The 21772-nt window shown below is 73.6% G+C and carries 19 protein-coding genes; 8 read left to right on the top strand and 11 right to left on the bottom strand.

The window, feature by feature from the left end:
- The first annotated feature begins 108 nt into the window (after positions 1–108).
- The gene (gene ligA, locus ACQEVM_RS13770) at positions 109–2154 is read left to right on the top strand and encodes an NAD-dependent DNA ligase LigA (RefSeq protein WP_433078394.1); all 2046 of its coding nucleotides are present in this window, start codon (positions 109–111) and stop codon (positions 2152–2154) included.
- On the opposite strand, the gene ACQEVM_RS13765 is transcribed toward ligA, so the two are convergent.
- The 3 genes from ACQEVM_RS13765 to ACQEVM_RS13755 form a co-directional block, all read right to left on the bottom strand.
- Complete coding sequence (locus tag ACQEVM_RS13765) at positions 2144–2392, bottom strand: hypothetical protein (protein ID WP_433078392.1); 249 nt, start codon at positions 2390–2392, stop codon at positions 2144–2146. The two genes, ligA and ACQEVM_RS13765, sit on opposite strands and share 11 nt — an antisense overlap.
- A 141-nt stretch (positions 2393–2533) precedes the next feature.
- Positions 2534–3208: a response regulator gene (locus tag ACQEVM_RS13760; RefSeq protein WP_433078390.1), complete on the bottom strand. Its 675-nt coding sequence runs from the start codon at positions 3206–3208 to the stop codon at positions 2534–2536.
- A 7-nt stretch (positions 3209–3215) separates the two neighbouring features.
- Positions 3216–4511 (bottom strand): sensor histidine kinase, encoded by a 1296-nt coding sequence (locus ACQEVM_RS13755; RefSeq protein ID WP_433078388.1) that lies wholly within the window; start codon positions 4509–4511, stop codon positions 3216–3218.
- A gap of 193 nt (positions 4512–4704) precedes the next feature.
- On the opposite strand from ACQEVM_RS13755, the gene ACQEVM_RS13750 reads away from it, so the two are divergent.
- Positions 4705–6906 carry an MMPL family transporter gene (locus tag ACQEVM_RS13750; RefSeq protein ID WP_433078386.1) on the top strand — a complete coding sequence of 734 codons (2202 nt, stop codon included), beginning with the start codon at positions 4705–4707 and terminating at the stop codon, positions 6904–6906.
- 100 nt (positions 6907–7006) lie between these two features.
- On the opposite strand, the gene ACQEVM_RS13745 is transcribed toward ACQEVM_RS13750, so the two are convergent.
- Together ACQEVM_RS13745 and ACQEVM_RS13740 are read right to left on the bottom strand one after the other, a co-directional pair.
- The gene (locus ACQEVM_RS13745) at positions 7007–8803 is read right to left on the bottom strand and encodes an ABC transporter permease/substrate binding protein (protein ID WP_433078384.1); all 1797 of its coding nucleotides are present in this window, start codon (positions 8801–8803) and stop codon (positions 7007–7009) included.
- The gene (locus ACQEVM_RS13740; RefSeq protein ID WP_433078382.1) at positions 8803–9864 is read right to left on the bottom strand and encodes a quaternary amine ABC transporter ATP-binding protein; all 1062 of its coding nucleotides are present in this window, start codon (positions 9862–9864) and stop codon (positions 8803–8805) included. Before ACQEVM_RS13740 ends, ACQEVM_RS13745 begins: the two co-directional genes overlap by 1 nt.
- A gap of 297 nt (positions 9865–10161) precedes the next feature.
- Here ACQEVM_RS13740 and ACQEVM_RS13735 point away from each other — a divergent pair, with 297 nt between their 5' ends.
- Positions 10162–10776: a VanZ family protein gene (locus tag ACQEVM_RS13735; RefSeq protein WP_433078380.1), complete on the top strand. Its 615-nt coding sequence runs from the start codon at positions 10162–10164 to the stop codon at positions 10774–10776.
- Between the two features lie 59 nt (positions 10777–10835).
- On the opposite strand, the gene ACQEVM_RS13730 is transcribed toward ACQEVM_RS13735, so the two are convergent.
- On the bottom strand, positions 10836–11762 hold the full coding sequence (locus ACQEVM_RS13730; protein ID WP_433078378.1) for an RNA polymerase sigma factor SigF: 927 nt from the start codon (positions 11760–11762) through the stop codon (positions 10836–10838).
- A 200-nt stretch (positions 11763–11962) separates the two neighbouring features.
- Between ACQEVM_RS13730 and ACQEVM_RS13725 the strand changes: the two genes are divergently transcribed.
- Positions 11963–12337, top strand: a complete 375-nt coding sequence (locus ACQEVM_RS13725) for a helix-turn-helix transcriptional regulator (protein WP_433078376.1) — start codon at positions 11963–11965, stop codon at positions 12335–12337.
- Between the two features lie 78 nt (positions 12338–12415).
- Here ACQEVM_RS13725 and ACQEVM_RS13720 read toward each other — a convergent pair whose 3' ends face one another.
- On the bottom strand, positions 12416–13156 hold the full coding sequence (locus ACQEVM_RS13720; RefSeq protein ID WP_433078374.1) for a GntR family transcriptional regulator: 741 nt from the start codon (positions 13154–13156) through the stop codon (positions 12416–12418).
- 129 nt (positions 13157–13285) lie between these two features.
- Positions 13286–14830 carry an IucA/IucC family protein gene (locus tag ACQEVM_RS13715; protein WP_433078372.1) on the bottom strand — a complete coding sequence of 515 codons (1545 nt, stop codon included), beginning with the start codon at positions 14828–14830 and terminating at the stop codon, positions 13286–13288.
- A 134-nt stretch (positions 14831–14964) separates the two neighbouring features.
- Here ACQEVM_RS13715 and ACQEVM_RS13710 point away from each other — a divergent pair, with 134 nt between their 5' ends.
- The 4 genes from ACQEVM_RS13710 (at position 14965) to ACQEVM_RS13695 (ending at position 19858) form a co-directional block, all read left to right on the top strand.
- Positions 14965–16425 (top strand): IucA/IucC family protein, encoded by a 1461-nt coding sequence (locus tag ACQEVM_RS13710; RefSeq protein ID WP_433078371.1) that lies wholly within the window; start codon positions 14965–14967, stop codon positions 16423–16425.
- A gap of 33 nt (positions 16426–16458) precedes the next feature.
- A complete protein-coding gene (locus ACQEVM_RS13705) occupies positions 16459–17136 on the top strand; it encodes a class I SAM-dependent DNA methyltransferase (RefSeq protein ID WP_433078369.1) in 678 nt (225 codons plus the stop codon).
- 123 nt (positions 17137–17259) lie between these two features.
- On the top strand, positions 17260–18813 hold the full coding sequence (locus tag ACQEVM_RS13700; protein ID WP_433078368.1) for an FAD-binding oxidoreductase: 1554 nt from the start codon (positions 17260–17262) through the stop codon (positions 18811–18813).
- Between the two features lie 10 nt (positions 18814–18823).
- Positions 18824–19858, top strand: a complete 1035-nt coding sequence (locus ACQEVM_RS13695; RefSeq protein ID WP_433078366.1) for a trypsin-like serine protease — start codon at positions 18824–18826, stop codon at positions 19856–19858.
- Here ACQEVM_RS13695 and ACQEVM_RS13690 read toward each other — a convergent pair.
- From ACQEVM_RS13690 to ACQEVM_RS13680, 3 genes are read right to left on the bottom strand one after another with little or no spacing between them, the layout of a single operon-like run.
- Entirely contained in the window at positions 19795–20208 is a 414-nt protein-coding gene (locus ACQEVM_RS13690) for a hypothetical protein (protein ID WP_433078364.1), read from the bottom strand. The genes ACQEVM_RS13695 and ACQEVM_RS13690 overlap by 64 nt on opposite strands.
- Entirely contained in the window at positions 20168–20800 is a 633-nt protein-coding gene (locus ACQEVM_RS13685) for an HXXEE domain-containing protein (RefSeq protein WP_433078362.1), read from the bottom strand. The genes ACQEVM_RS13690 and ACQEVM_RS13685 overlap by 41 nt, the downstream gene beginning before the upstream one ends.
- Entirely contained in the window at positions 20797–21762 is a 966-nt protein-coding gene (locus ACQEVM_RS13680) for an AEC family transporter (protein ID WP_433078360.1), read from the bottom strand. The genes ACQEVM_RS13685 and ACQEVM_RS13680 overlap by 4 nt, the downstream gene beginning before the upstream one ends.
- Positions 21763–21772: the final 10 nt, after the last annotated feature.

Genomic DNA, 21772 nt, shown 5'->3' with positions numbered 1-21772 from the left:
CTGAAGGAAGCTGCTCGAAGTCGGCTGATATCAAGCAGCTTTGAGCACGCGCCAGAGGTGCGGACATGAGGACCGGCCATTGTCAGACCCCTGGGTCACCATCGGGACATGACGATCACCACCCCTTCCGCCCTGGCCGGCCGTGACGAGTACGCCGACGCGATCGGCACCGCCATCAGGGCTTCCGCCGCCTACTACGGCTCGGGCGATTCACCGCTCGACGACGCCTCCTTCGACCTCCTGGTCTCCCTGATCCAGGCGTACGAGGCCGCGTACCCGGAGCACGTGGATCCCGCCTCCCCCACGGGGAAGGTGGCCGGCGGCGCCGTGCCGGCCGGGGAGGTGGCCCACACGGAACCCATGCTCTCCCTGGCCAACGCCTTCGACCCGCAGGACCTCCTCGACTGGGAGGCATCGCTGACGCGGCGCCTCGGCGGGCCCGTCACGGGCGGATACGTGGTCGAGCCGAAGCTGGACGGCGCGTCGCTGGCCGCGCGCTACCACGAGGGAAGGCTGACGCGGCTGGTCACCCGGGGCAACGGGGCCGCCGGCGAGGACGTGTCGCACGCCATCGGGACCATCGTGGGCCTGCCCCGCGAGCTGACCACGAACGACTCCTTCGAGGTCCGCGGCGAGGTCCTGCTGACCACCGCCCAGTTCGAGCGGGCCAACGAGACACGCGCCGCCCACGGGGCCGCGCCGTTCTCCAATCCGCGCAACGGCGCGGCCGGCACGCTGCGGGCCAAGGGCCGCCCGTACACGGTCGAGATGACCTTCTGGGCGTTCGGCGCGGTCGCCCTCGACGGCGCCGGCGCACTGCCCCGCGGCCGGCACTCCGAGGTGATGGCGTACGTGGCCGGGACGGGCGTGCGGACGGCGGCGGCCACCGAGGCGGGGATGACGGTGGTCGCCACGATCGCCGAGGTCCAGGAGCAGGTGGGGCGGATCTCCGCGCTCCGTGCCGCGCTGCCCTTCGGCATCGACGGGGTGGTCGTCAAACTGGACTCGGCGGTCGAACAGGCAGCGGCCGGGACGGGATCGCGCCACCCGCACTGGGCGACCGCCTACAAGCTGGCGGCCGTCGAACGGCGCACCCGCCTGCTGGAAGTCACCTGGGCGGTCGGCCGGACGGGCGTGCTGGCGCCGACCGCCGTCCTGGAACCGGTGGAGATCGACGGATCGGTGGTGCGGCACGCGACGCTGCACAACCCCGCCGACATCCTCCGGCGCGGGCTGCGGCTGGGCGACACCGTCACCGTCCACAAGGCGGGCGACGTCATCCCGCGCATCGAGGCCCCCGTGGTCGAGCTGCGCACCGGCGCGGAGCGGGAGATCGAGCTGCCCGAGGTGTGCCCCGGCTGCCAGGGGGAGATCGACCGGTCGCAGGAGCGCTGGCGCTGCGCGCAGCCCGCCGAGTGCGGGCGGATCGCGGCCGTGCTGTACGCGGCGGGGCGCGACCAGTTGGACATGGACGGCCTGGGCCAGACGTACGTGAGGGCACTGGTGGACTCCGGCCGGGTCCGCGACGTGGCGGACCTGTTCACGCTCGATCACGCGGCGCTCGCGGAGGCGGCCGGCAGCGAGCGGCGGGCCGTGAAGCTGCTGGAGCAGATCGAGGCGGCGAAGGGCAGACCGCTCTCCCGCGTGTTCTGCGCCCTCGGGGTGATCGGCACCGGGCGGGGCATGTCCCGACGGATCGCGCGACACTTCGTGACGATGGACGCGATCCGGGCCGCCGACACGCGGGCGATGACGGCCGTGGAACTGGTGGGTGAGGCCAAGGCGGCCGCGATCGTGGCCCAGGTCGCGGCGCTGGGTCCGGTCATCGACAAGCTGGTGGCCGCCGGGGTCAACCTCACCGAGCCGATCGCGCCGGTGGCGCCCGGGGCCGAGGAGGGGCCGTTGGCCGGTCAGTGCGTGGTGGTCACGGGGAGGATGACGGGCGCCCTGGCGGCGTACGACACCCGCGACCAGGTGCGCGAGCTGATCGAGCGGGCGGGCGGGAAGTCCGCGAGCGGCATATCGGGCAAGACCACCCTGCTGGTGGCGGGCGAGAAGGCGGGCGGCAAGGTCGCCAAGGCCGAGGCGGCCGGGATCGAGATCCTGGGCGAGGAGGCGTTCGCCGAGCGGATCGCCTCCTTCCTCACTGCCTGACCGGGACCGGCGGGGTCACGACCAGCAGGGGCGGAGCCGGGGACGCGTGGCGGTGCCCGCAGGGCTCGAAGACCAGCACGACGGGCTGTCCCGGGCGCTGGCGCCAGGAGATCCGTTCCGGTGTCCCGGTACAGACCGGGCAGGCGGGCAACGGACTCGGTCCGCGCGGACACTCGGCCTCGGCCTCGGCCTCGGCCTCGGCCACGAGCGTCGGCGGAATCGAGTGCGGGTCACGCATGGAGGCTCCCTGGTCCGTCGGTTGTGCTGCTGGCACTGTGCCATGCGCGACGCACCGTACGCATGGACGAATCATCCAGTGTTCCGGCTGGTCAGAGGTAGGGTCGGAGGTCGATTCCGGGCCTCTGAGGGCACTTGGTGATCAAGTGGTCCTCCGTTCGACCTCGACCAGGCCTCGTTCGTACGCCGCGATCACCGCCTGCGCGCGGTCGCGTACGCCCAACTTGCCGAAGATGCCGGTGATGTGGTTCTTGACCGTCGAGACGCTGATGTCCAGGTCCCGGGCGACCTCGGCGTTGTCGAGCCCCCGGGCCAGCAGCCGCCAGATCTCCAGCTCGCGCGGGGTGAGCCCGTCCGGCAGGGCCGCGGTGTCGGTGGGCCTCGAACGGGGGTCGGGCGCCCGGACGTAGGTGGAGATCAGGCGGGTCAGCAGTCGGGGCGCGACGACGGCCTCGCCGGTGTGGACGGTGCGGACCGCCGCCATCAGCTCCTCGGGGGAGACGTCCTTGGGCAGGAACCCGTGCGCGCCGGCCCGCAGCGCGGCGACCACGTACTCGTCCATGTCGAAGGTGCTCAGGGCCAGTACCCGGGACTCGGGGCAGACCCGGGCCAGTTCCGCGGTGGCCCGTACCCCGTCGAGGACGGGCATGCGGATGTCCATGACCACCACTTCGGGCCGCAGCCGCGCCGCGAGGTCCACGGCCTCGGCGCCGTCCCCGGCCTCCCCCACGACCTCGACGTCCGGGTCCGGGGACAGGATCAGCGCCAGACCCCGCCGCACCAGCGGCTGGTCGTCGGCGATCAGCACACGGATCATCGGCGTCTCACTCTCCCTCTCCCCCGGCCGCGCCCGATGTCGCCGGCATGCGGGCCGCCACCCGGAAGCCGCCGCCGTCGATCGGCGCGGCCTCCAGGGTGCCGCCTTGCAGGGCGACTCGTTCACGCATTCCCATCAGACCGTACCCGGCGCCGGGCTCCGACGGTGGCGGGAGCGGGAGCGGGCGGGGCTGCGGTACGCCCGCCCCGTCGTCGCTGACCTCCACCGTGATCTCGTCCGGGCCGTACGTCAGGCGTACGTCGGCCCGCGCGGGCCCCGCGTGCTTGCGGGCGTTGGTCAGGGCCTCCTGCACGATCCGGAAGACCGTCAGGCCGACCGTCGGCGGCAGGGGCCGGGCCCGGCCGTGGACGGTGAACCGGGTCTCCATCCCGGCCAGTCGGGACTCGGTGATGATCCGGCCCAGGTCCCCGGCCCCGGGTTGCGGGGCGGGCGGGGTGTGTTCGGGTTCCTCCCCGGCCCGCAGCACGTCGAGCAGTTGGCGCATTTCACGCAGCGCCATCCGTCCCGAGCCCTCCAGGGTGACCAGGGCGTCCCGGGCGGCCTCGGGGTCGTGGGCGAGGTTGGCCCGGGCCCCGCCGGCCATCAGCTGCATGGTGGTGATGTGGTGGGCCACGATGTCGTGCAGCTCGCGGGCGATGCGGCGGCGTTCCTCGGCCACCGCCCGGTCGGCGAGCAACCTGCGGTGCGCCGCGACCTCGTGCTGCCGACGGCGGACCGCGAGCCCCGCGGCGACGACGATGCCCGCCGCGACGAGGTTGCCGAAGACACCCCAGCCCGCGTCGACCCAACGCCCGTTGCGGCCGATCAGCGGGAGCGGCAGGACGGCCAGGGCGCCGGCCGTGACCGTGGCCGGTCCGCGCGTCAGGGCGACGGAGTACAGGGCGACCGCCAGGTTGGCCGTGAACCCCGGGGCGAGGGGGCTGACCAGGTTGAAGACCGCGGCGAGAACGAGTGCCGCCGCGAACACGCCCACCGGGTGCCGGCGCCGGGCCGGCAGAGCCAGCGAGGCGAGCACCAACAGGCCGAACGCGGGCACGCTGAGGGTCAGTCCGGAGTCCATGGTCCCGATCGAGTAGCCGGTCAGGTCCACCGCGCCGGACCCGATGGCCACCAGGGCATCATTGCGGGTCCAGGTGAACCCCTCCGCCAGGGCCCGCGGGCCGCGCGGTACGTACGGGTCGCCCCCTAGACGCGTGCGCATGCCGACCGGTCCCCCCTCGTCGCCGACCGCACCGGTCCGTACCGCCGCGCCCCGGGTCACGTAGGTGATCCATTCTCCCACCGCGGCGACCGCGGACGCCCGGGCCCCGGGGTGGATCCCGCACCCGGGACCAGGGTCCTGGTTCGGGCCCTCCCCCGGACCCGGGTCCCGGGTGCGGGCTCATCCCGGGCGCCGACGTTTCGGGAGGCGTCCGGTGATGGGCTGGGAGCAGCCGGGAAACCCCGGCTTCGAGACCCCCGTTACGGAGGATTACGTGATCCGCGCCCTGACCGGCTACGCCACCCGAAGTCCGTGGAAGGTGATCGCGCTGTGGGCCGTGCTGGGCATCGCCCTGAGCCTGCTGGGCCAGGCACTCGTCTTCCGCGCCACCCAGGCCTCGTCGGGCGCCTTCCTGCCGGCCGACTACGACTCGGCCGCCGCGTTGCGGGTCGCCGAGCGGCACTTCGGGGCCAGGCCCGACGCCAACCCCTCGACCGTGCTGGTGGCCCGCGCCGACGGGGAACCGCTGACCGCCGCCGACGAGCGGCGCATCGACGCGGAGACCGCGAAGCTGGCCCGGCGCCCGGTCGTGATGCCCCGGTCCGAGGACGCGCTGCCGTTCGCCCGGGACCACTCCCAGCGGCCCGTGGTCGAACCGGTCGTGACGGCCCCTGACCGGGGATTCCGGTTGCTGACCGTGGAGCTGACCGGAAACCCCACGGATCCCGGGATGCAGGACCTCTACCGCGCCTTCCGGGAGCAGGCGCGGGCCGAGTTCGCGGAGGCGGGGCTGCGGACCGGGTTCACCGGTGGCCTGGCCGACACCGTGGACTCCGCGGACGCCGGCAAGACCCGGTCCACCGTCGTGGGCATCGTGATGGTCCTGGCGATCGTGCTGCTGCACGTCCTCGTCTTCCGCAGCTTCCTGGCGGCACTGCTCCCGCTGCTCGCGGTGAGCGTGATCGGGGGCGCGGCGGCGGGCGCCGTGGTCGGTTCGGCCCTGTTGGCCGGGATCGATCTCGACCCGTCCACACCTCAATTGATCAACGTGGTGCTGGTGGGCATCGGCATCGACTACTTCCTCTTCCTGCTGTTCCGCTTCCGCGAGCAGTTGCGCGACCGGCCGGAACAGTCCGGTCGGGCCGCGGCGGCGGAGGTGGCGGGCCGGGTGGGCACGGCGATCACCTCGGCGGCGCTGACCATCGTGGCGGCCTTCTCCACGCTCGGGGTGGCCACGTTCGGCCAGTTCCGGGTCCTGGGTCCGGCCATCGCCGTGGCCGTCCTGGTGATGCTGCTCGGCAGCCTGACCCTGATGCCGGCGATCCTCGCCGTCGCCGGGCGCAGGATGTTCTGGCCCTCCCGGGAGCTGAAGCGGCAGCCCCGCGAGGGTGTGGCCGCGCGGATGGGCGACCGGGTGGCCCGACGCCCCCTCACGGTGGTGTTCGCCTCGGTGGCCTTGCTGGGGGCGCTGGCGGCGGGGCTGGTGGGGATGCGGATGGACTACGGGCAGAGCGGTGGGAACGGGGAGCGCACGGCTGCGGCGGGCACGGCCGCGGAGATCGCCGGCGCGCTGCCGGCCGGGGTCTCCGACCCCACCGGCGTCTACGTCACCGCATCCGACGGGGGCGTGCTGACCGCGGAGCGGGTCGGTGGGCTCGCCGAGGCGCTCACCGCGGTCGACGGGGTGGGTCAGGTGGCCCCGACCGTCCTGAGCGAGGACCGGAAGGCGGCTCGGATCGACGTGTTCCCGACCTCCGATCCCCATCGGCAGGAGGTCCGCGACCTGGTCTCGGGGCCGATCCGGGACACGGTGGCGGCGCACCGGCCGGCCGGTACCGAGGCGCATGTCGGCGGGACCGCGGCGGTGTTCGCGGACATCTCCGAGGCCGTGGACAAGGACCTGAGGGTGGTCTTCCCGGTGGCGGCGGCCCTGATCACGCTGATCCTGCTGGTGCTGCTGCGGAGCCTGCTCGCGCCGGCCGTCCTGATGATCTCCGTGGGTCTGGGCTTCGCAGCCACCCTGGGTGCCTCGGCGCTGGTGTTCCAACACGCCCTGGGGCGGTCCGGGGTGGACTTCACGCTGCCGCTGGTGCTGTTCCTGTTCGTGGTCGCGCTGGGCACCGACTACAACATCCTGATCGGCGACCGGATCCGGGAGGAGATGGAACGGCCCGGTCCGGCCCGCGCGGCGGTGGCGCGCGCGGTGCGGCACACCGCTCCGACCATCGCGACGGCGGGCCTGGTGCTGGCCGCCTCGTTCGGCAGCCTGGCCGTCGGCCCCGGGTCGGCGACGCAGCAGATCGGTTTCGCGACGGCGCTCGGGATCCTGCTCTCGGCCTTCGTCCTGTCGATCGCGCTGGTCCCGGCGCTGGCGGCGCTGCTGGGGTGGAGCATCTGGTGGCCGCTGCCGCCGCGTCGGACGGCGGGCCCGGCCGAGCCCGTACCGTCGCCGGCCGAACCGGTCCGGGTCGGCTGAACCACCGGTCCGGGTCGGCCGGACCGCGACCGGAACGCACGAAGGCGCCGGCGTGCGGAGGAACGTACCGTCTCCTCCGCGCGCCGGCGCCTCGCGGTGCTCAGGCCAGTTTGTCGATCTCCGGGTGATCGGCGAGCCAGGTGCGGACCGCCTCCTGCTCCTTGCCCTTGCCGGCCTCCTGGATCTTGGCTTCCAGGCCGGTCAGCTGCTCCTCGGTCAGCTTGAAGGAGCGCAGCCACTTGGCGACCTCGGGCTCGTCCGAGCCGAAGTCCTTGCGGGCCAGGGTGTGGATTCCGTCGCCCTTGCCCCAGGCTCCCTTGGGGTCCTCCAACTTGGTGAGCTGGTAGGAGGAGTAGGCCCAGTGCGGGGACCACAGGACGACCGCGACGGGCTCCTTCTTCTCGTAGGCCCGCTTCAGCTCGGCGAGCATGCCCGGGGTGGAGCCGTCGACGACCTTGTACTCGCCGTCGAGGCCGTACTCCCCGAGCACCTTGTCCTTGAGGATCGACATCTCGCCGGCGCTCGGCTCGATGCCGACGATCCGGCCCTTGAACTGTCCGGACTTGCCCTTGAGGTCGGCGAGCGAGCGCACGTCCTTCATGTACGAGGGAACGGCCAGTTCCAGCGAGGTCGGACCGTACCAGGAGCCCAGGTCCTCCAGCTTCTTCCCGTACTTCTCCCAGTACTTCGCGTGGGTGACGGGCAGCCAGGAGTCGGTCTGGAAGTCGATCTGTCCACCGGCCAGGCCGGTGTAGAGCGCGCCGGCCTCCAGCTGGCGGGCGTCGACCTCGAAGCCGCGCCGCTCCAGCAGTTCCTTCCAGAGGAAGGTGGAGGCGATGCCCTCGTCCCACGGGATGTAGCCGAGGTTGATCTTGCGGCCCTTGCCGACGTTCTCGGCGCCGCTCGCCGTGGTCTTCGGCTGGTCCGAGCCGCCGAAGGCGCCGAGGCCACCCGCCACGAGGGCGAGGATCACGGCACCGGTGACCGCGTACGCGGGCTGGGGCCGGTGGTTCCACAGCTTGGCGGCGCCGCGCGCGGCGGCCTGGGTCTTGGCCAGGGCGCGCCGGCCGAGCGGGGAGACCTGGCGGCCGAGGGCCCCGGTCATCCGGTCCAGGTACATGGCGAGGATGACGATGGAGATGCCGGCCTCGAAGCCGAGGCCGATGTCGACGTTGCCGATGGCGCGGTAGACGGCTCCGCCGAGTCCGCCGCCGCCGACCATGCCGGCGATGACGACCATGGACAGGCCGAGCATGATGACCTGGTTGATGCCGGCCATGATGGTGGGCAGGGCCAGCGGGAGCTGGACCCGTACCAGGGTGTCGCGCGGAGTGGTGCCGAAGGCGTCGGCCGCCTCGACCAGTTCGCCGTCGACCTGCCGGATGCCGAGTTCGGTCATCCTGACGCCGGGCGGCAGCGAGAAGATGATCGTGGCGATGATGCCGGGCACCACTCCCACGCCGAAGAAGATGATGCCGGGGATCAGGTAGACCATGGCCGGCATGGTCTGCATGAAGTCCAGGACGGGCCGCAGGACGGCGCTGACCCGGTCGGAGCGGGAGGCCCAGATGCCCAGCGGGACCGCGAAGAACAGCGTGACCAGGGTGGCGACCAGCACGAGGGAGAGCGTGGACATGGCCTCGGACCACAGGCCGACGGAGTCGACGAGTGCGAAGCCGACGAAGGCCAGGAGCGCGGCGAGCAGGCCGCGCAACCACCAGGCGGCGACGGCGAGGATGCCGGCGAACAGCAGGGGCGCGGGGGCGTTCAGGACGGCGTCGATGCCGTCGTAGAGTCCGGTGACCACCGTGCTGATGGCGTCGAACAGCCAGGACAGGTGGCGCTGGAGGAAGTCGACACCGCTGTCGACCCAGGCGCCGAGGTGCAGGCGGGGCATCAGGCTGCCACCCCCGCGCAGTGCATCGGGGGCCGTTGTTCGTCGCCGATGAAGGCGATGAGACGGTCCTGCGGCACGGAGCCGACCACGGCGCCCTCCTTGTCGGTGACGGCGACCGGGTGCGGGACCCGGGCGCTGACGGCGCACAGTTCGGCGAGCGGGGTGTCGGTGCCGACCGTCGGACAGGCGCAGGCATCGGCGTCCGGGAGCGGGACGTCCATGACGGCGTCGGCCGTCAGGACGCGGGAACGGTCGACGTCCTGGATGAAGGAGGCCACGTAGTCGTCGGCCGGCCGCATCAGGATGTCCTCGGCGGTGCCCGACTGGACGATCCGGCCGTCGCGCATGACGGCGATGCCGTCGCCGAGGCGCATGGCCTCGTTGAGGTCGTGGGTGATGAAGACGATGGTCTTCTTCAGGCGCCGCTGGAGTTCGAGCAGCTGGTCCTGCATGTCGCGGCGGATCAGCGGGTCGAGGGCGCTGAAGGACTCGTCCATCAGCAACAGGTCGGCGTCGGTGGCGAGGGCGCGGGCGAGGCCCACGCGCTGCTGCATGCCGCCGGACAGCTCGTCGGGCCAGGAGTTCTCCCAACCGCCGAGCCCGCACAGCTCCAACGCCTCGGCGGCGCGCCGTTCGCGCTCGGCCCGGGGGACGCCCTGGACCTCCAGTCCGTACGCGGCGTTCGCCAGGACGTCGCGGTGCGGAAACAGCGCGAAGTGCTGGAACACCATGCTGATCTTGGTGGAGCGGACACGGCGCAGCTCGCGCGCGGTGAGCGCGGTGAGGTCCTCGCCGTCGAAGAGGATGCGTCCCGAGGTGGGCTCCAGCAGTCCGTTGAGCATGCGCAGCAGCGTGGACTTGCCGGATCCGGACAGCCCCATGACGACGAAGATCTGGCCGGGTTCGACGCTGAAGGACGCGTCGATCACGGCGGCCGTCGTTCCGTCGGCGCGGAGTTCGTCGCGGTCGGCGCCGCGTTCGAGAGCGCGGACGGCGTCGGCGGCGCCATCGGGGTGTCTGCCGAACACCTTGTAGACGTGCTCGGCCTGGAGCGTGGACACATACACCTCGCGGGTCGTGACGGGTACGGCGCACCGATGGGGTCGGCGGGCCGTGGAGCGATGCGGGATCCGCCCGCCCTCGCGCGCGCCGCGTCGACGGCAAGCGGAAGGTTCCGTTCCAGGGGCCCGGGTGCCCTCCCTCAACCACCGCAAACGCCAAGGTGATCCACCTCACGCCGGCGCGAGCGGCAACGTGATCCCCCTCACCCGCACCGGCGTTCGTCGACCCCGGAACACGGCAGGCGATCGGCCGGTTTTACCACGGGTCGGGCCGCGATGGCTGGGCATACGGTGCCCATGACTCCGATACGGCACAGGAATCCGGTACCCGGGACGGGGGCGCATCCGGCGCTGCGGGCACTCGCGATGGCGGCGGCGCTGGGCGCGACGGTGGCCTTCAGCGTGGTGCTCGCCCGACTGACGCTGGAGCCTTCCCCGGCGTCGGAGGCCCTGACCTACAGCAACGTCCACCCGGGGCAGTCGATCCGTGCCTACGTCAATCACGGCACGGCCCGCGAGGCCGCGCGTCAGATCGGCGGGAACCTGCTGCTGGGGGTGCCGTTCGGGGTGCTGCTGCCGGTGCTGGTGCCGCAGGTCCGCGGTCTCGCGCGGGTCGTGCTGTGCACGACGGTCGTGATGACCCTCGTCGAACTCGTCCAGGGGGCCCTGGTCACGGGGCGGGCCTTCGACGTCGACGACGTGATCCTGAACACGACGGGCGCCCTGCTCGGCTACCTGCTGTTGGGGCGGCGACTGGGGCGGGCCGTGCATCCGCGGCGTACGCACTGGTGGCACCGCTTCACCCGGCGACAGCCCGAGGCCGAGGTCGAGGTCGTGAAGCCGCGGCCCGCGCGCCCGTGGCACCGCTTCACCCGGCGGCACCCCGAGAGTGAGGGGGGTGCGGCCGGGTGAGGCGGCCCTGGCCGCGCGACGCGGGCCGGGCCGGGAGGTCGGGCGTGCCGGGCCGAAGGTCAGGCGGCGTGCGCGGCCGATCCACCGGTGTGGTCCGCGTCGGCCAGCATGGAGTCGCGCAGGTGGGCCAGGAGCCGGGTCAGCAGACGCGAGACCTGCATCTGGGAGATGCCGAGCGCGGCGCCGATCTGGGCCTGGGTCAGCTCCTCGCCGAAACGCATCTGGAGCATCCGGCGCTCACGGTCGGTGAGCTGCTCGAGGAGCGGGGCCAGGGACTGGATGTCCTCGACGAGCTCCATCGCTGGCTCGTCCTCGCCCATGACGTCGGCGAGGGTGTGGCCCTCGGTCGGGCCGTCGCTGTGCTCGGTGTGCGGGGCGTCGAGCGAGCCGGAGGTGTGGCCGTTGGCGGCCACCAGGCCCTCGACGACCTCGTCGGCGCTGAGGTCGAGGTGCTCGGCGAGATCGGCGACGGTCGGGGAGCGGTCCAGGCGGACGGTCAGCTCCTCCTTGGCCTTCGCGATCTCGATGCGCAGCTCCTGGAGCCGGCGCGGCACGTGCACGGCCCAGCTGGTGTCACGGAAGTGCCGCTTGATCTCGCCGGTGATGTACGGCATCGCGAGGGTGGAGAACTCGTTCTCGCGACTCGGGTCGAACCGGTCGATGGCCTTGATCAGGCCGATCGTGCCGACCTGGACGATGTCCTCCATGTCGCCGCCCTCGCCGCGGGTGCGGAAGCGGCGGACGGCGTACTGGACGAGTGAGGCGTTCATCTCGATCAGCGTGTTGCGGACGTACTGGTACTCCGCAGTGCCCTCGGTGAGCTCACGGAGCCGCTTGAAGAAGACCCGCGACAGTTCGCGGGCGTCCGCAGGGGCCATCTCCCGGGGGTCGTCGATCCGCGGCAGACCGGCGGCGGTGCTCCGGCGGGGCCGCGGGACGGCGGCGGTGGCGGTGTCGATCTGGGAGGACGGGGCAGGGACCGGCATGGGGGTTCGCTCCTTGGGCTGGTCGGCTTGCGGCGCGTGACCTTGACTGCCGTAGATGCTGGACCTCTTCGGCTCATACGTCAAGAATTACAGGAAATCGCTTTCACGTATTGCATCACCTGAATCAAGTAACGCATCATGAGCATATGGGGACCGCGTCTCAGCGACACAATTGGACTTTCCTCACGAACCACGCACGCGTGCTCGTGACCATCGCCCGGGACCCCGCCGTCCGCCTGCGCGACGTGGCCGCCACCTGCGGACTCACCGAGCGCACCGTGCAGACGATCGTCACCGACCTGGAGGCCGACGGATACCTCCAGCGCGTGCGTGACGGACGTCGCAATCGGTACGAGATCTCCGTGGGCGCCGTCTTCCGACACCCCGCCGAGGCGGGCGTGCAGGTGGCCGGGCTCCTCGCACTCCTCACCGGCGCCCCGGCCGCCCCCGACCGCCGCGCGACCGGGCACGAGACGGCTCGCGCGACCGACGACGGCGCCGCCCCGCCGGCCGACTCGCCGGCCGACCGGACGACACCGGAGCGGCCGACCTCGGAGCACTCGCGTCCCGAATGACGACCGCCCGCTCCGGGCGCCGGCCCACCCGCCGAGGTGGGATGTGTCACACGCCCCCGCCCCGCGGCGCCGCCGTCGTCAGCTGACGCGGAACCCGCCCGCGGCCCGGTCCCGGTGGAGGGTCAGCCGGTCCCAGGTCGGGAAGGCCAGGTCGGTGACGGCGAGCAGTCGGCCGGAGCCGTCGTGCAGGGTGCGGCGGACGCTCAGCCCGCAGGCGCCCGAGGAGGTCGACGGGTGGCTGGTGCGGGTCATGGTGATGGTCTCGGCGACCCGGCCGGTCGCCGTCGCGTGGTCGAGCCAGCGGTGCAGCGGCCCCAGGTCCTCGTCCCGGACCGCGGTGTGGTGACACAGCGCGGACAGTTCGGGGGTGGCGGCCACCACGACGGGGCTGAGGTAGGTGACCGCGTGCTGGACGGGCTCGCCCGCGGAGTGCCGTTCGCGGCGGTGGTGCACGAGGGTGCGCTCACCGGCCCTCATGCCGAGCAGTGCGGCGTGGGTCGGCGCCAGACTGACGAACGCGACCCAACACCGGACGGGCACGGAACCGACCGCCGGCGCCGAGGCCGGGACGGGCGCGGGCGCCGCGACGGGCCGGGTGCCGCGCCGGCCGGTGACGATCAGCCCGTCCGCCCGCAGGTGTTGGAGGGCGGCTCGAATGGTCTGCCGGTTGACCTGGTAGCGGGCGGCGAGGCTGCGCTCGGAGGGCAGTCTCGCGCCGGGGGTCTGCGCGGTGTGGTCGAGTTCCTGCCGCAGCGCTGCGGCGATCCGCTGGTACTTGGGCATGGCGGCCGGGGCGCCGCCCCGCGAAGGGGAGGGCATGGCTACTCCTCTGACGGGTGGTCAAGGACTGCGCGGTCTGCCCGACCAACGTAGCATTGGTCTATACCTTTCAGTACCGGGGGAAGGGTCGCCCGGCACCACCTTGGCCGGAATGCCACGCCCGGTCCGCTACCCCCTCAGCGGGTTCGGCAGCGGCAGGTAGCGCGCGTCCGCGCCGTCCGCCCCGGTCCACCTCAACAGCAGGTTCGTCTTGGCCGGCAGCGACGGGGCGGTCAGGAGTTCGTCGATCTCCGCGAGCCCGGTCGCGGCCCGGAGGCGCAGGAACTCCTCCCGGACGGCGGGCCACACCTGGCCGACCACGGCCGGGTGCGCCTCGGCCAGTGCCCCGCCGACCTCGGCCAGGTGGTTGACCACCAGGCAGTACAGAAGCCGCTGCCGGCCGGCCTCCGGCGACAGGTCGCCCGGGAGTTTCACGCCCTCCGCGTCGCGGAAGAGGGCCTGTACCGGCATGCCCCGGCCGTCGACCGCGACCAGGCAGTTCTGGAGGTGGGCCTCCAGGACGATCCCCCGCCGGGCGAACAACTCCAGCACGGGGGGCACGACATGGCGCAGATACGCCCGCCACCACCCGGCCGGGTCGGGCGTGGCGGCCAACGGGCTGCCCGGGAAGCCCTCCGCGAGCGCGGCGGCCAGCAGCGGATCGGTCCCCGGCAGGCCCTGTCCGCGCAGTCCGTCGCGGACCAGGACGGCCAGTTCCTCGAAGGCGAACCCGGCGGTGCGGTACCCCCGGTCGGCCAGCCAGACGGCCCGCGAGCCCTCGCGGCGCAGTTCGGCGAACCCCGCCTCGACGGCGGAGTCCGTGCGCCTCAGCCTCAGCAGGTCGTGCTTCCACAGTCGGCGGACGTCGTTGGTGACGCGGACGTCGAGGCTGAACTTGACGAACAGGTCGGCGCTCGGATCGGGCGCGTACAGGGTCCGGATCGAGGCGGTCGGCCAAACCGGGCGCCGGGTCGGTCCGAGGCGCAGCAGCCGCCCGTCGGCGAAGGCCTCGCGCACCGCGGGGAGGCCTCCGACCAGGTCCAGCTGCCAGGGGTGCGCCGGCAGCAGCCGGTACCCGGCGGGCGGGCGCGGGCCGTCGAGGAGGTCGGCGAGCGAGTCGATGGCCTCGGAGGCGGCCGGCGGGCCCTCCTCGACCACCTGGTCCTCCCGCAGGCCGAGCAGGACCAGCGGGAATCGGGCGTGGGCCTCGGGCGCGTACGGCAGCCAGCTCGCGGCGGGCGCGCCGCCCCGCGACTTGGGGGCCGGGTGGTGCGGATGGCCCATCACCAGTGCCTGTTCGGACCGGAGGTAGGGGTCCTGCGGGGCCGGGGCCGCGGCCCGGGCTGCCAGCAGCGCGGCGACGGCGTCCCGGCTGTCGGTGATCTCCGTCGGCAGTTCGTCGTTGGAGACGCCCGTGTAGAGGCGCAGCTCGTCCGAGGTGAGCTTGACCAGTTCCGCGAGGCCGAGCGGATGCCGGCCGTTCCCGAGGAGGAGTTCCGGCCGCTCGGGCCGGCGTCCGCCCGTCACCCGCAGCAGTCGCCCGCTGCCGCGCAGCCGGTGGAGGCCCTCCTCACCTGTGGGATCGGCGGCCTCCCGCAGCAGGCAGTTCAGCAGCGGAGCGGCTGCGAGGGCGTCGGCTGCGGCGTTGAGGTCCACTGGTTCCATTCGATCCATTCGGTGATCATCACCGATCATCAGGTGAACCCAATTATGAGAGGACCAGGACCCTGGACCGCAGCACGCACGTCCCCGTCCCCCCGGCCGAGGAGACCGTCGCCGCCGAGCTGGCCGACGTACGGCCCGACCTCGTGGCCGCGTACGCCGCCGAGCTGGAAGGAGCGCGGGCGGCCGTGCTGACCCGGCTCTGGCGGGCGCTGGCCTTCGAACCGCTGCCCTGGGTGGTGCGGCGGGAGTCCGGGCCGGACTCGCTGGTGCTCGTCACCGCCTCGGGTGGGCGGCTGGAGGGGCCGCTGTCCGACCCCTACGCCACCGGGTCCCACGTCACCGAGGTCCGGCTCGACGGCCGGGCGTACCGACACGCCGCACGTCTGGTGTCGGCGCTCGACGTGCCGCACGGGGCCGCGTTCGCCGCCGAGCTGGACGACAGCACGGCCTCGCTGGCGCTGTCCCGGGCGGGGCAGCCCGACCCCGCGACGGACGCCGCCCCGCGAGCGGGCTGGGAGTGGGAACAGCGCGTGGTCGACGGCCACCCCTACCACCCCAACTGTCGCTCCCGTCCCGGCTTCTCGGTGGCGGAGCAGCTGGCGTACGCACCCGAGCACCGGCCGCTCGTACCGCTCGGGACGGTCTCCGTCCGGGCCGAGGAGTGCCTGGTCACCGGGGACTGGCCGGCCGAGCTGCGGGACGGGGGGCACGTGCTGCTCCCGGTGCACCCGTGGCAGGCGGAGCACGTCCTGAAGCAGGGCGGCGGGCGCAGCGGGGGCGGCGGGGGCGGCCCCTTCCCGACCGCGCATCCGCTGATGTCGCTGCGGACCCTCGCCCCGGTCGGGGGCGGGCCCCACGTGAAGACCTCGCTGAGCACCCGGCTCACCTCCTCGGTGCGGGACATCTCCGGCTATTCGATCGAGACGGCCGCCGCCGTCTCCGCGTTCGCGCACTCCCTGTCGGAGCGGCTCGGCGGGCGCCTCCACGTCACCCGCACCCTGGCCGCCGCGACCGCGCACAGCCCGGACCTGGCGACGGTCTTCCGCGAACCCCCGGAGGCGTACGCGGGCCCCGGTGAGCGGGTCGTTCCGGTGGCGGCCCTCGCGGGCACCCCGCTCGCCGCCTCGCCGGCCTGGCGGGCGGACTTCGCCGGGCTGGCCCTGTCGGTGTGCCTGGAGGTGTTGGACCTCGGGGTGGCCCTGGAGGCCCACGGCCAGAACCTGCTGGTCGTCCTCTCCCCCACTGGGTCGCCGCTGCGGCTGGTCTACCGCGACCTCGCCGACATCCGGATCAGCCCGGCCCGGTTGGCCCGGCACGGGCTGGCGGTGCCGCCGGTGTCGGGACGGCTGGTCACCGACGACGAGACGGTGCTGCGGCGCAAGCTCTTCGGCTCTCTGGCGGCCGGGGCCCTCGCCGCCACGGCCGGGTCGGCGCCGGCCCTGGGCGAGGCCCTGGGGCGATCGGCGGACCTCCCCGCCACGGCGGACACCGAGGCCCTGCGGTCCGGGCCGCTCCCGGTCAAGGCACTCACGCTGATGCGGCTCAGCCCCGGCACGCCGGGCGACCAGTGGGCCGACCTTCCCAATCCGCTGTCCGGGGGGTGAGTCCGGCCTCCGCGCGGGCTACTGTGCAGGGGCATGAACGCCACCTCGAACCTGCATTCCGTGCGGGTGTCCTATGACGCCGTCGCCGTCGACTACGCCCGGCTCATGGAGTCGGAGCTGGCCCGCAGGCCGCTGGACCGCGCGATGTTGGCCGCCTTCGCCGAATGCGTGCGGGGCGGGGACGGCGGCCCGGGGCGCGCCGTCGCGGACCTCGGTTGCGGCCCCGGCCGGGTGACGGCGCACCTGAGCGGTCTCGGCGTGCGGGCCTTCGGCGTGGACCTGTCGCCCGCGATGGTGGCGGTGGCCCGTCGGTCCCATCCGGGACTGCGGTTCGAGGTGGGTTCCATGGCGGCCCTGGACGTGGCCGACGGGGTGCTGGGCGGGGTGGTGCTCTGGTACTCCACCGTGCACACCCCGCCGCAGGACCTGCCGCCGGTGTTCACGGAGTGCGCGCGGGTGCTCGCGCCGGGCGGCCACCTGCTGATCGCGTTCAAGGCCGGCGAGTACCGGACCCGGCTGGAGCGGGCGTACGGGCACCCCGTCGACCTCGACGTGTACGGGGTCCCGCCGGAGCGCGTGGCCGCGCTGCTGACCGGCGCCGGCCTGACCGAGGTGGCGCGCCTGGTCCGCGAACCCGACGACGGGGAACGGTCCCCCCAGGGCTTCCTGCTGGCCCGCACACCCGATCCGGACGCGCCCGGTTCCCCGTGATCCGGTGCGTCCGGCCGGGCGGGGGAACGGGGAGGAGCGGGTTCCTGGGCCGTTCGGGGGGCAACTCGGCCTTTGTGGTCCCGCCTTCGCCCCGAACCGGCCCGCCGATGGCAGGAAGGGGGCATGAGCCCGCATCGCCGTCAGGTCCTCACGAGCGCGGCCGCCGCAGTCCTGGCCACGGTCGGGGCGACCGCGCGGGGTCCCGCCGACCCCGTGCGCCGTCCCTCCCGGCGCCCTGCACGCGGCCCCGACTTCGCCGCGCTCGCCCGCTCCGTGGACGGGCGGATCGTCGTGCCGGGCGACCCGGACTACCCCGAGGCACGCCGGCTCTTCCAGCCCCGCTACGACACCCTCGCGCCGGTCGCGGTGGCGTATCCGGCGCACGCCTCGGACGTGGCCGTCTGTCTGGACTTCGCGCGTCGCTCCGCGGTGCCGGTGGTGCCGCGCGGTGGCGGCCACGGCTACGCGGGCTGGTCCGGCGGCGACGGCGGGCTCGTGGTCGACGTCGGGGCGATGGCCGAGGTGGCGGTCGAGGGGGACGGGGCACGGATCGGAGCCGGTGCCCGCCTCGGCGAGGTCAACGCCACGCTCGCCGCACGCGGTCGGGGCATCCCGACCGGGCTGTGTCCCTCGGTCGGGATCGCCGGGCTCACGCTCGGCGGGGGCATGGGGCTGGGCTCGCGGGTGCACGGCACCACCTCGGACGCGTTGACCGGCGCCCGGGTGGTCACTCCCGACGGCGTCGTCCGCGAGGTCGACGCGGGACACGATCCCGACCTCTTCTGGGCGCTGCGCGGCGGTGGGGGCGGCAACTTCGGCGTGGTGACGGAGTTCCGGTTCCGCACCCACCCGGTCGGGGACGTGGCCTTCGCCGAACTGCACTGGTCGGGCGCGGAGTCCGCGGCGGTGCTGAGCGGCTGGCAGCGCTGGTCGGGCGGGCTGCCGGACCCCTTCTGGAGCCACGTGGAGTTCGTGATCGAGTCCGGTCCGGAGCCCGTGCCGTCCGTCAAGGTGCTGTGCTTCGACGGGCGGGACGAGCTGGAACGGCAGTTGACCCGGCTGTCCGACCTGGTCGGCCGGGAACCGCGGGACCGTCACCTCGTCGTACGGGGGTACGCGGACACCCTGCGGGCCATGGCCGGCTGCGAGGAGCGGGCCGCCGCCCGGTGCCGCCTGCCGGGCGTCCTGCCCGGCCACGACCCGCGCGGGGTGATCGGCCGGTCCTCCTACGCGGCCCGCTCGGACTTCTGGACCGGCGCCGGGCTGCCGGAGGCGGCCGTCCGGGCGGTGTTGGCCGCCGTGCGCGGCTACGCGCGGGCGGCGCCGGCCGGTGGGCGGGGCGTGGTCCAGTTCCTCGGGGAGTGCGGCGGGGCCATGAACCGGCCGGCCCCCTCCGACACCGCCTTCGTCCACCGCGACAGCGCGTTCCTGTCCCAGTACCTCGCCTACTGGCCCGAGTCCGCGTCGGCCGACGAGGTGGCCCGGCACCAGGGCTGGCTCGACGGGCTCTGGCAGGACCTGCGCCCCTGGGCGAGCGGTCGCGCGTACCAGAACTACGTCGATCCGAAGCTCGTCGACTGGCGCACGGCCTACTACGGGGCGAACCTCGCCCGCCTCCAGGAGGTCCGACGCGCCCATGACCCGAACCGGTTGTTCCGCTTCCCCCAAGCGATCTAGGGAGCCCCGCATGAGACGCACCTTGACCATGGCGGCGGCAGCGACCGCGCTGGCGCTGCTCGGCGGCCCGCTGCCGGTCGCCGAGGCCGGCACCGCACGGGCCGTCGGCCGATGGTCGGTCCGGGAGGCACAGTCCTTCTGGACCGCCGAACGGATGGCCTCCGCGGCCCCGGCCCCGGCGCCACGCGCACCGGTCGCCGCCCCCGGCTCGGCCGCCGGCCCGGCCGTCACCCCGGTGACCGCGCCCGCGTCCACCACCGCGGCCGAACCGTCCGCCGAGTCCGACCGGGCCGGGGACACCATCGGCGCCGCTCTGGCGGGCCCCGGCATCGGCGCGAACTTCGACGGCATCCCGGTCGTCGGCAGGATGTTCGTCATGAAGGGCGCCGGCGCGTACTTCTGCACGGCGAGCGTGGTCGCCTCGCCCGGCCGCAACCTGGTGCTCAGCGCCGCGCACTGCCTGCTCGGCTCCGACACCCGGAAGGTGGCCTTCGTACCGCGCTACACGGCCCGGAACCCCCGGCCCCACGGCCTGTTCCCCGTGCTGCGCGACGCCAAGGGCCGCTCGAAGGTGTGGGTCCACCCGCGCTACCGCAGCCAGGGCGCCAACCGGGCGGCCACCCTCGACGTGGCCTTCGCGCAGGTCGGGCCGGGCCCCAAGGGGCGCCGGGTACAGGACGTGGTCGGCGGGAACCGGCTGCTCACCGGTGGCCCGTACGCACACCCCCGGGTCACGCTGATCGGCCATCCGTCGTCGGCCGCCCGCCCCCGGGTGTGCGTCAACCGGACCACGAAGTTCACCAGCAAGGACACGCGCATCCCCGGCTCCTTCCTGCGCATCGCCTGCACCGGATACCCCGGTGGGACCAGCGGCGGCCCGTTCCTGGCGCGTTACGACGCGAAGACCAGGACCGGGGACGTGATCGGGGTGATCGGCGGCTGGAAGACGGGCGGGGACACGCCCGACGTCTCGTACAGCTCCTACTTCGGCAAGGAGGTCAGGGCCCTGTTCGACACCGCCGTCGCCGGCGCCCGCGTCGGGTGAGGCACCCGCGCCCAGCGGGTCCGGCGCGGGTTGCCGACCGTACGCGGTGTGGCCGGAACCCCCTCGGCGGTCAACGGGTCGGGGGGCGACAGCTCCAGCCGGCGGCGCAGTTCCGCGAGGGCCGTGTGCACCGGCGCCAGGACGACGTCGGCGCCCGGACGGATGAACGCGAGGGCGTGTGCGGTGGTTTCGATGGCTTCCGCGGCGTCCTCGGCCGCGGTCCGGCTCCACCCGCCCGGTTCGCCGGCGCCCCGGGGCGCGACGGCGTCGTAGAGGTGGCAGGCGGCATCGGCCGCGGCGTCGGCGCGTTCAGCGACGCCCGGCGCCGCGGTGGTCGGCAGGGGCTCCATGCGGGGTGAACGAGCGGTACCCGCCCGGGGGAACGAGCGCGGGACGCCGGATCAGCCGGGCCGCGGCGTGCGCGGTGGCGGTGGCCGCGGCGGCCAGACCGAGGCCGAGCACCGCGTCGCGCGCCCGGGTCGGCCTGAGCACGCCGGCGCGACGCAGCCGGCCGCGGGCCCAGAGGGTGAAGGGGATCACGATCAGCGGGGAGGTGACGACGCCGGGGGTGTAGCCGCGGGTGGCGGCGGACTGGGCGAGGTGGACCAGCCCGTGCAGACCGAATCCGTCCAGGGCGGCCTGGTGGAAGGCGGAGCGCCCGCCGGTGCGCAGACCGTCCGCGGCCGCCGCCGCGACGATCAGGCCCATGAGGCCGACGGCCGTGGCGAACTCGCGCCCGTCCACGTCCGTCACGCTCCGCCACAGCCGTTCGGGCACCCGGGGGTGGCGTTCGCGCAGGACGGGCACCCGGGTGCGGGACCACCGGGCCATGGTGGCGACCTCTTCCAGGTCGTGCGCGACCCAGGCGGCCAACAGCCCGAGGGTGACCGATGCCGGCGCGGACCCCGTCGTGTTCGCGGCGTTCGCACGTTGTTCGATCATGAGACGACAGTCTGCAACCACAGGGGCAGCAGCAGGAGGGAAACCACCGAACTCTTGATCACGAGCGAGGCGGAGAGGTCGACACCCACGTCGTAGCGCTGCGCGAAGATGAACAGGTTCTGCGGGGTCGGCATCGCCGCGATCAGGACGAGGTACGCCAGCCAGTCGCCCCGTACGCCGAACAGCCACCCGCACACCGCCCAGGCCAGCAGCGGGAACGCCAGACACTTGAACCCGATCAGCAGCAGTTCCTCGCGCGTGGTGCCGCGGACGTCCAGCCCCGCTCCCCCGAGGTGCAGACCCAGCGCGAACAGGGCGACCGGGGAGGCGCTGTCGCCGACGAAGGCGGCCCCCTCCAACACCACTCCCGGCACCCGCACCGACAGCAGGTTCAAGACGATTCCGGCGTTGCAGGCCAGCACCAACGGGGTGGCGAGCGAGGCCGCGACGGCGCGCGCGAGCTTCGTCCCGGGACCGCCGGACCCCGATCCGGATCGGCCGAGTTCCATCGTGGCGATGACGACGAGGGACAGCACGCAGACCTGGAAGAGCAGTACCGGGAAGATCGGCGCCGCGGTCCCGAACACGGTGATGAAGACGGGCACCGCGAAGTACGCGGTGTTGACCTGGACGCCGGCCATCACACGCAGCGCCACCGCGCGCGGCTCGCGCGTCCCGCGGGCGACGGCGACGAGGGCCACGACCGCGACGGCGAGGGCGGCGGTGGCCGCGTAGCCGCCGATGGCACGCCAGTCGAACAGCGCACCGAGGTCGCTCGCGTAGATGTTGCCGAAGAGGTAGCAGGGCACCGCGAAGAGGAAGGCGTAGTCCGCGAAGGCCTTGGAGGCCTCCGCCGGGACGGTCTTGCGCCGGGCGAGGAACACCCCGCCACCGAAGGCGAGGAGCACCGGCAGCAGTTTCTCCCACGCGGCCGCGGCCCCCATGCGTACCGACTCCCCCATGCCGATGATC

The organism is Streptomyces sp. CA-243310 (assembly GCF_050936775.1).
GTDB lineage: Bacteria > Actinomycetota > Actinomycetes > Streptomycetales > Streptomycetaceae > Streptomyces.
This window is presented reverse-complemented; position numbering and strand designations above follow the sequence as displayed.

What these genes read in the sequence shown, in the direction of transcription:
- ligA (WP_433078394.1), top strand. Translation starts at nt 109, where the DNA reads ATGACGATCACCACCCCTTCCGCCCTGGCCGGCCGTGACGAGTACGCC.
- ACQEVM_RS13760 (WP_433078390.1), bottom strand. Translation starts at nt 3,208, where the DNA reads ATGATCCGTGTGCTGATCGCCGACGACCAGCCGCTGGTGCGGCGGGGT.
- ACQEVM_RS13720 (WP_433078374.1), bottom strand. Translation starts at nt 13,156, where the DNA reads ATGCCCTCCCCTTCGCGGGGCGGCGCCCCGGCCGCCATGCCCAAGTAC.
- ACQEVM_RS13685 (WP_433078362.1), bottom strand. Translation starts at nt 20,800, where the DNA reads ATGATCGAACAACGTGCGAACGCCGCGAACACGACGGGGTCCGCGCCG.
- ACQEVM_RS13695 (WP_433078366.1), top strand. Translation starts at nt 18,824, where the DNA reads ATGAGACGCACCTTGACCATGGCGGCGGCAGCGACCGCGCTGGCGCTG.
- ACQEVM_RS13730 (WP_433078378.1), bottom strand. Translation starts at nt 11,762, where the DNA reads ATGCCGGTCCCTGCCCCGTCCTCCCAGATCGACACCGCCACCGCCGCC.
- ACQEVM_RS13765 (WP_433078392.1), bottom strand. Translation starts at nt 2,392, where the DNA reads ATGCGTGACCCGCACTCGATTCCGCCGACGCTCGTGGCCGAGGCCGAG.
- ACQEVM_RS13690 (WP_433078364.1), bottom strand. Translation starts at nt 20,208, where the DNA reads ATGGAGCCCCTGCCGACCACCGCGGCGCCGGGCGTCGCTGAACGCGCC.
- ACQEVM_RS13745 (WP_433078384.1), bottom strand. Translation starts at nt 8,803, where the DNA reads ATGCCCCGCCTGCACCTCGGCGCCTGGGTCGACAGCGGTGTCGACTTC.
- ACQEVM_RS13705 (WP_433078369.1), top strand. Translation starts at nt 16,459, where the DNA reads ATGAACGCCACCTCGAACCTGCATTCCGTGCGGGTGTCCTATGACGCC.
- ACQEVM_RS13700 (WP_433078368.1), top strand. Translation starts at nt 17,260, where the DNA reads ATGAGCCCGCATCGCCGTCAGGTCCTCACGAGCGCGGCCGCCGCAGTC.
- ACQEVM_RS13735 (WP_433078380.1), top strand. Translation starts at nt 10,162, where the DNA reads ATGACTCCGATACGGCACAGGAATCCGGTACCCGGGACGGGGGCGCAT.
- ACQEVM_RS13715 (WP_433078372.1), bottom strand. Translation starts at nt 14,830, where the DNA reads ATGGATCGAATGGAACCAGTGGACCTCAACGCCGCAGCCGACGCCCTC.
- ACQEVM_RS13680 (WP_433078360.1), bottom strand. Translation starts at nt 21,762, where the DNA reads ATGGGGGAGTCGGTACGCATGGGGGCCGCGGCCGCGTGGGAGAAACTG.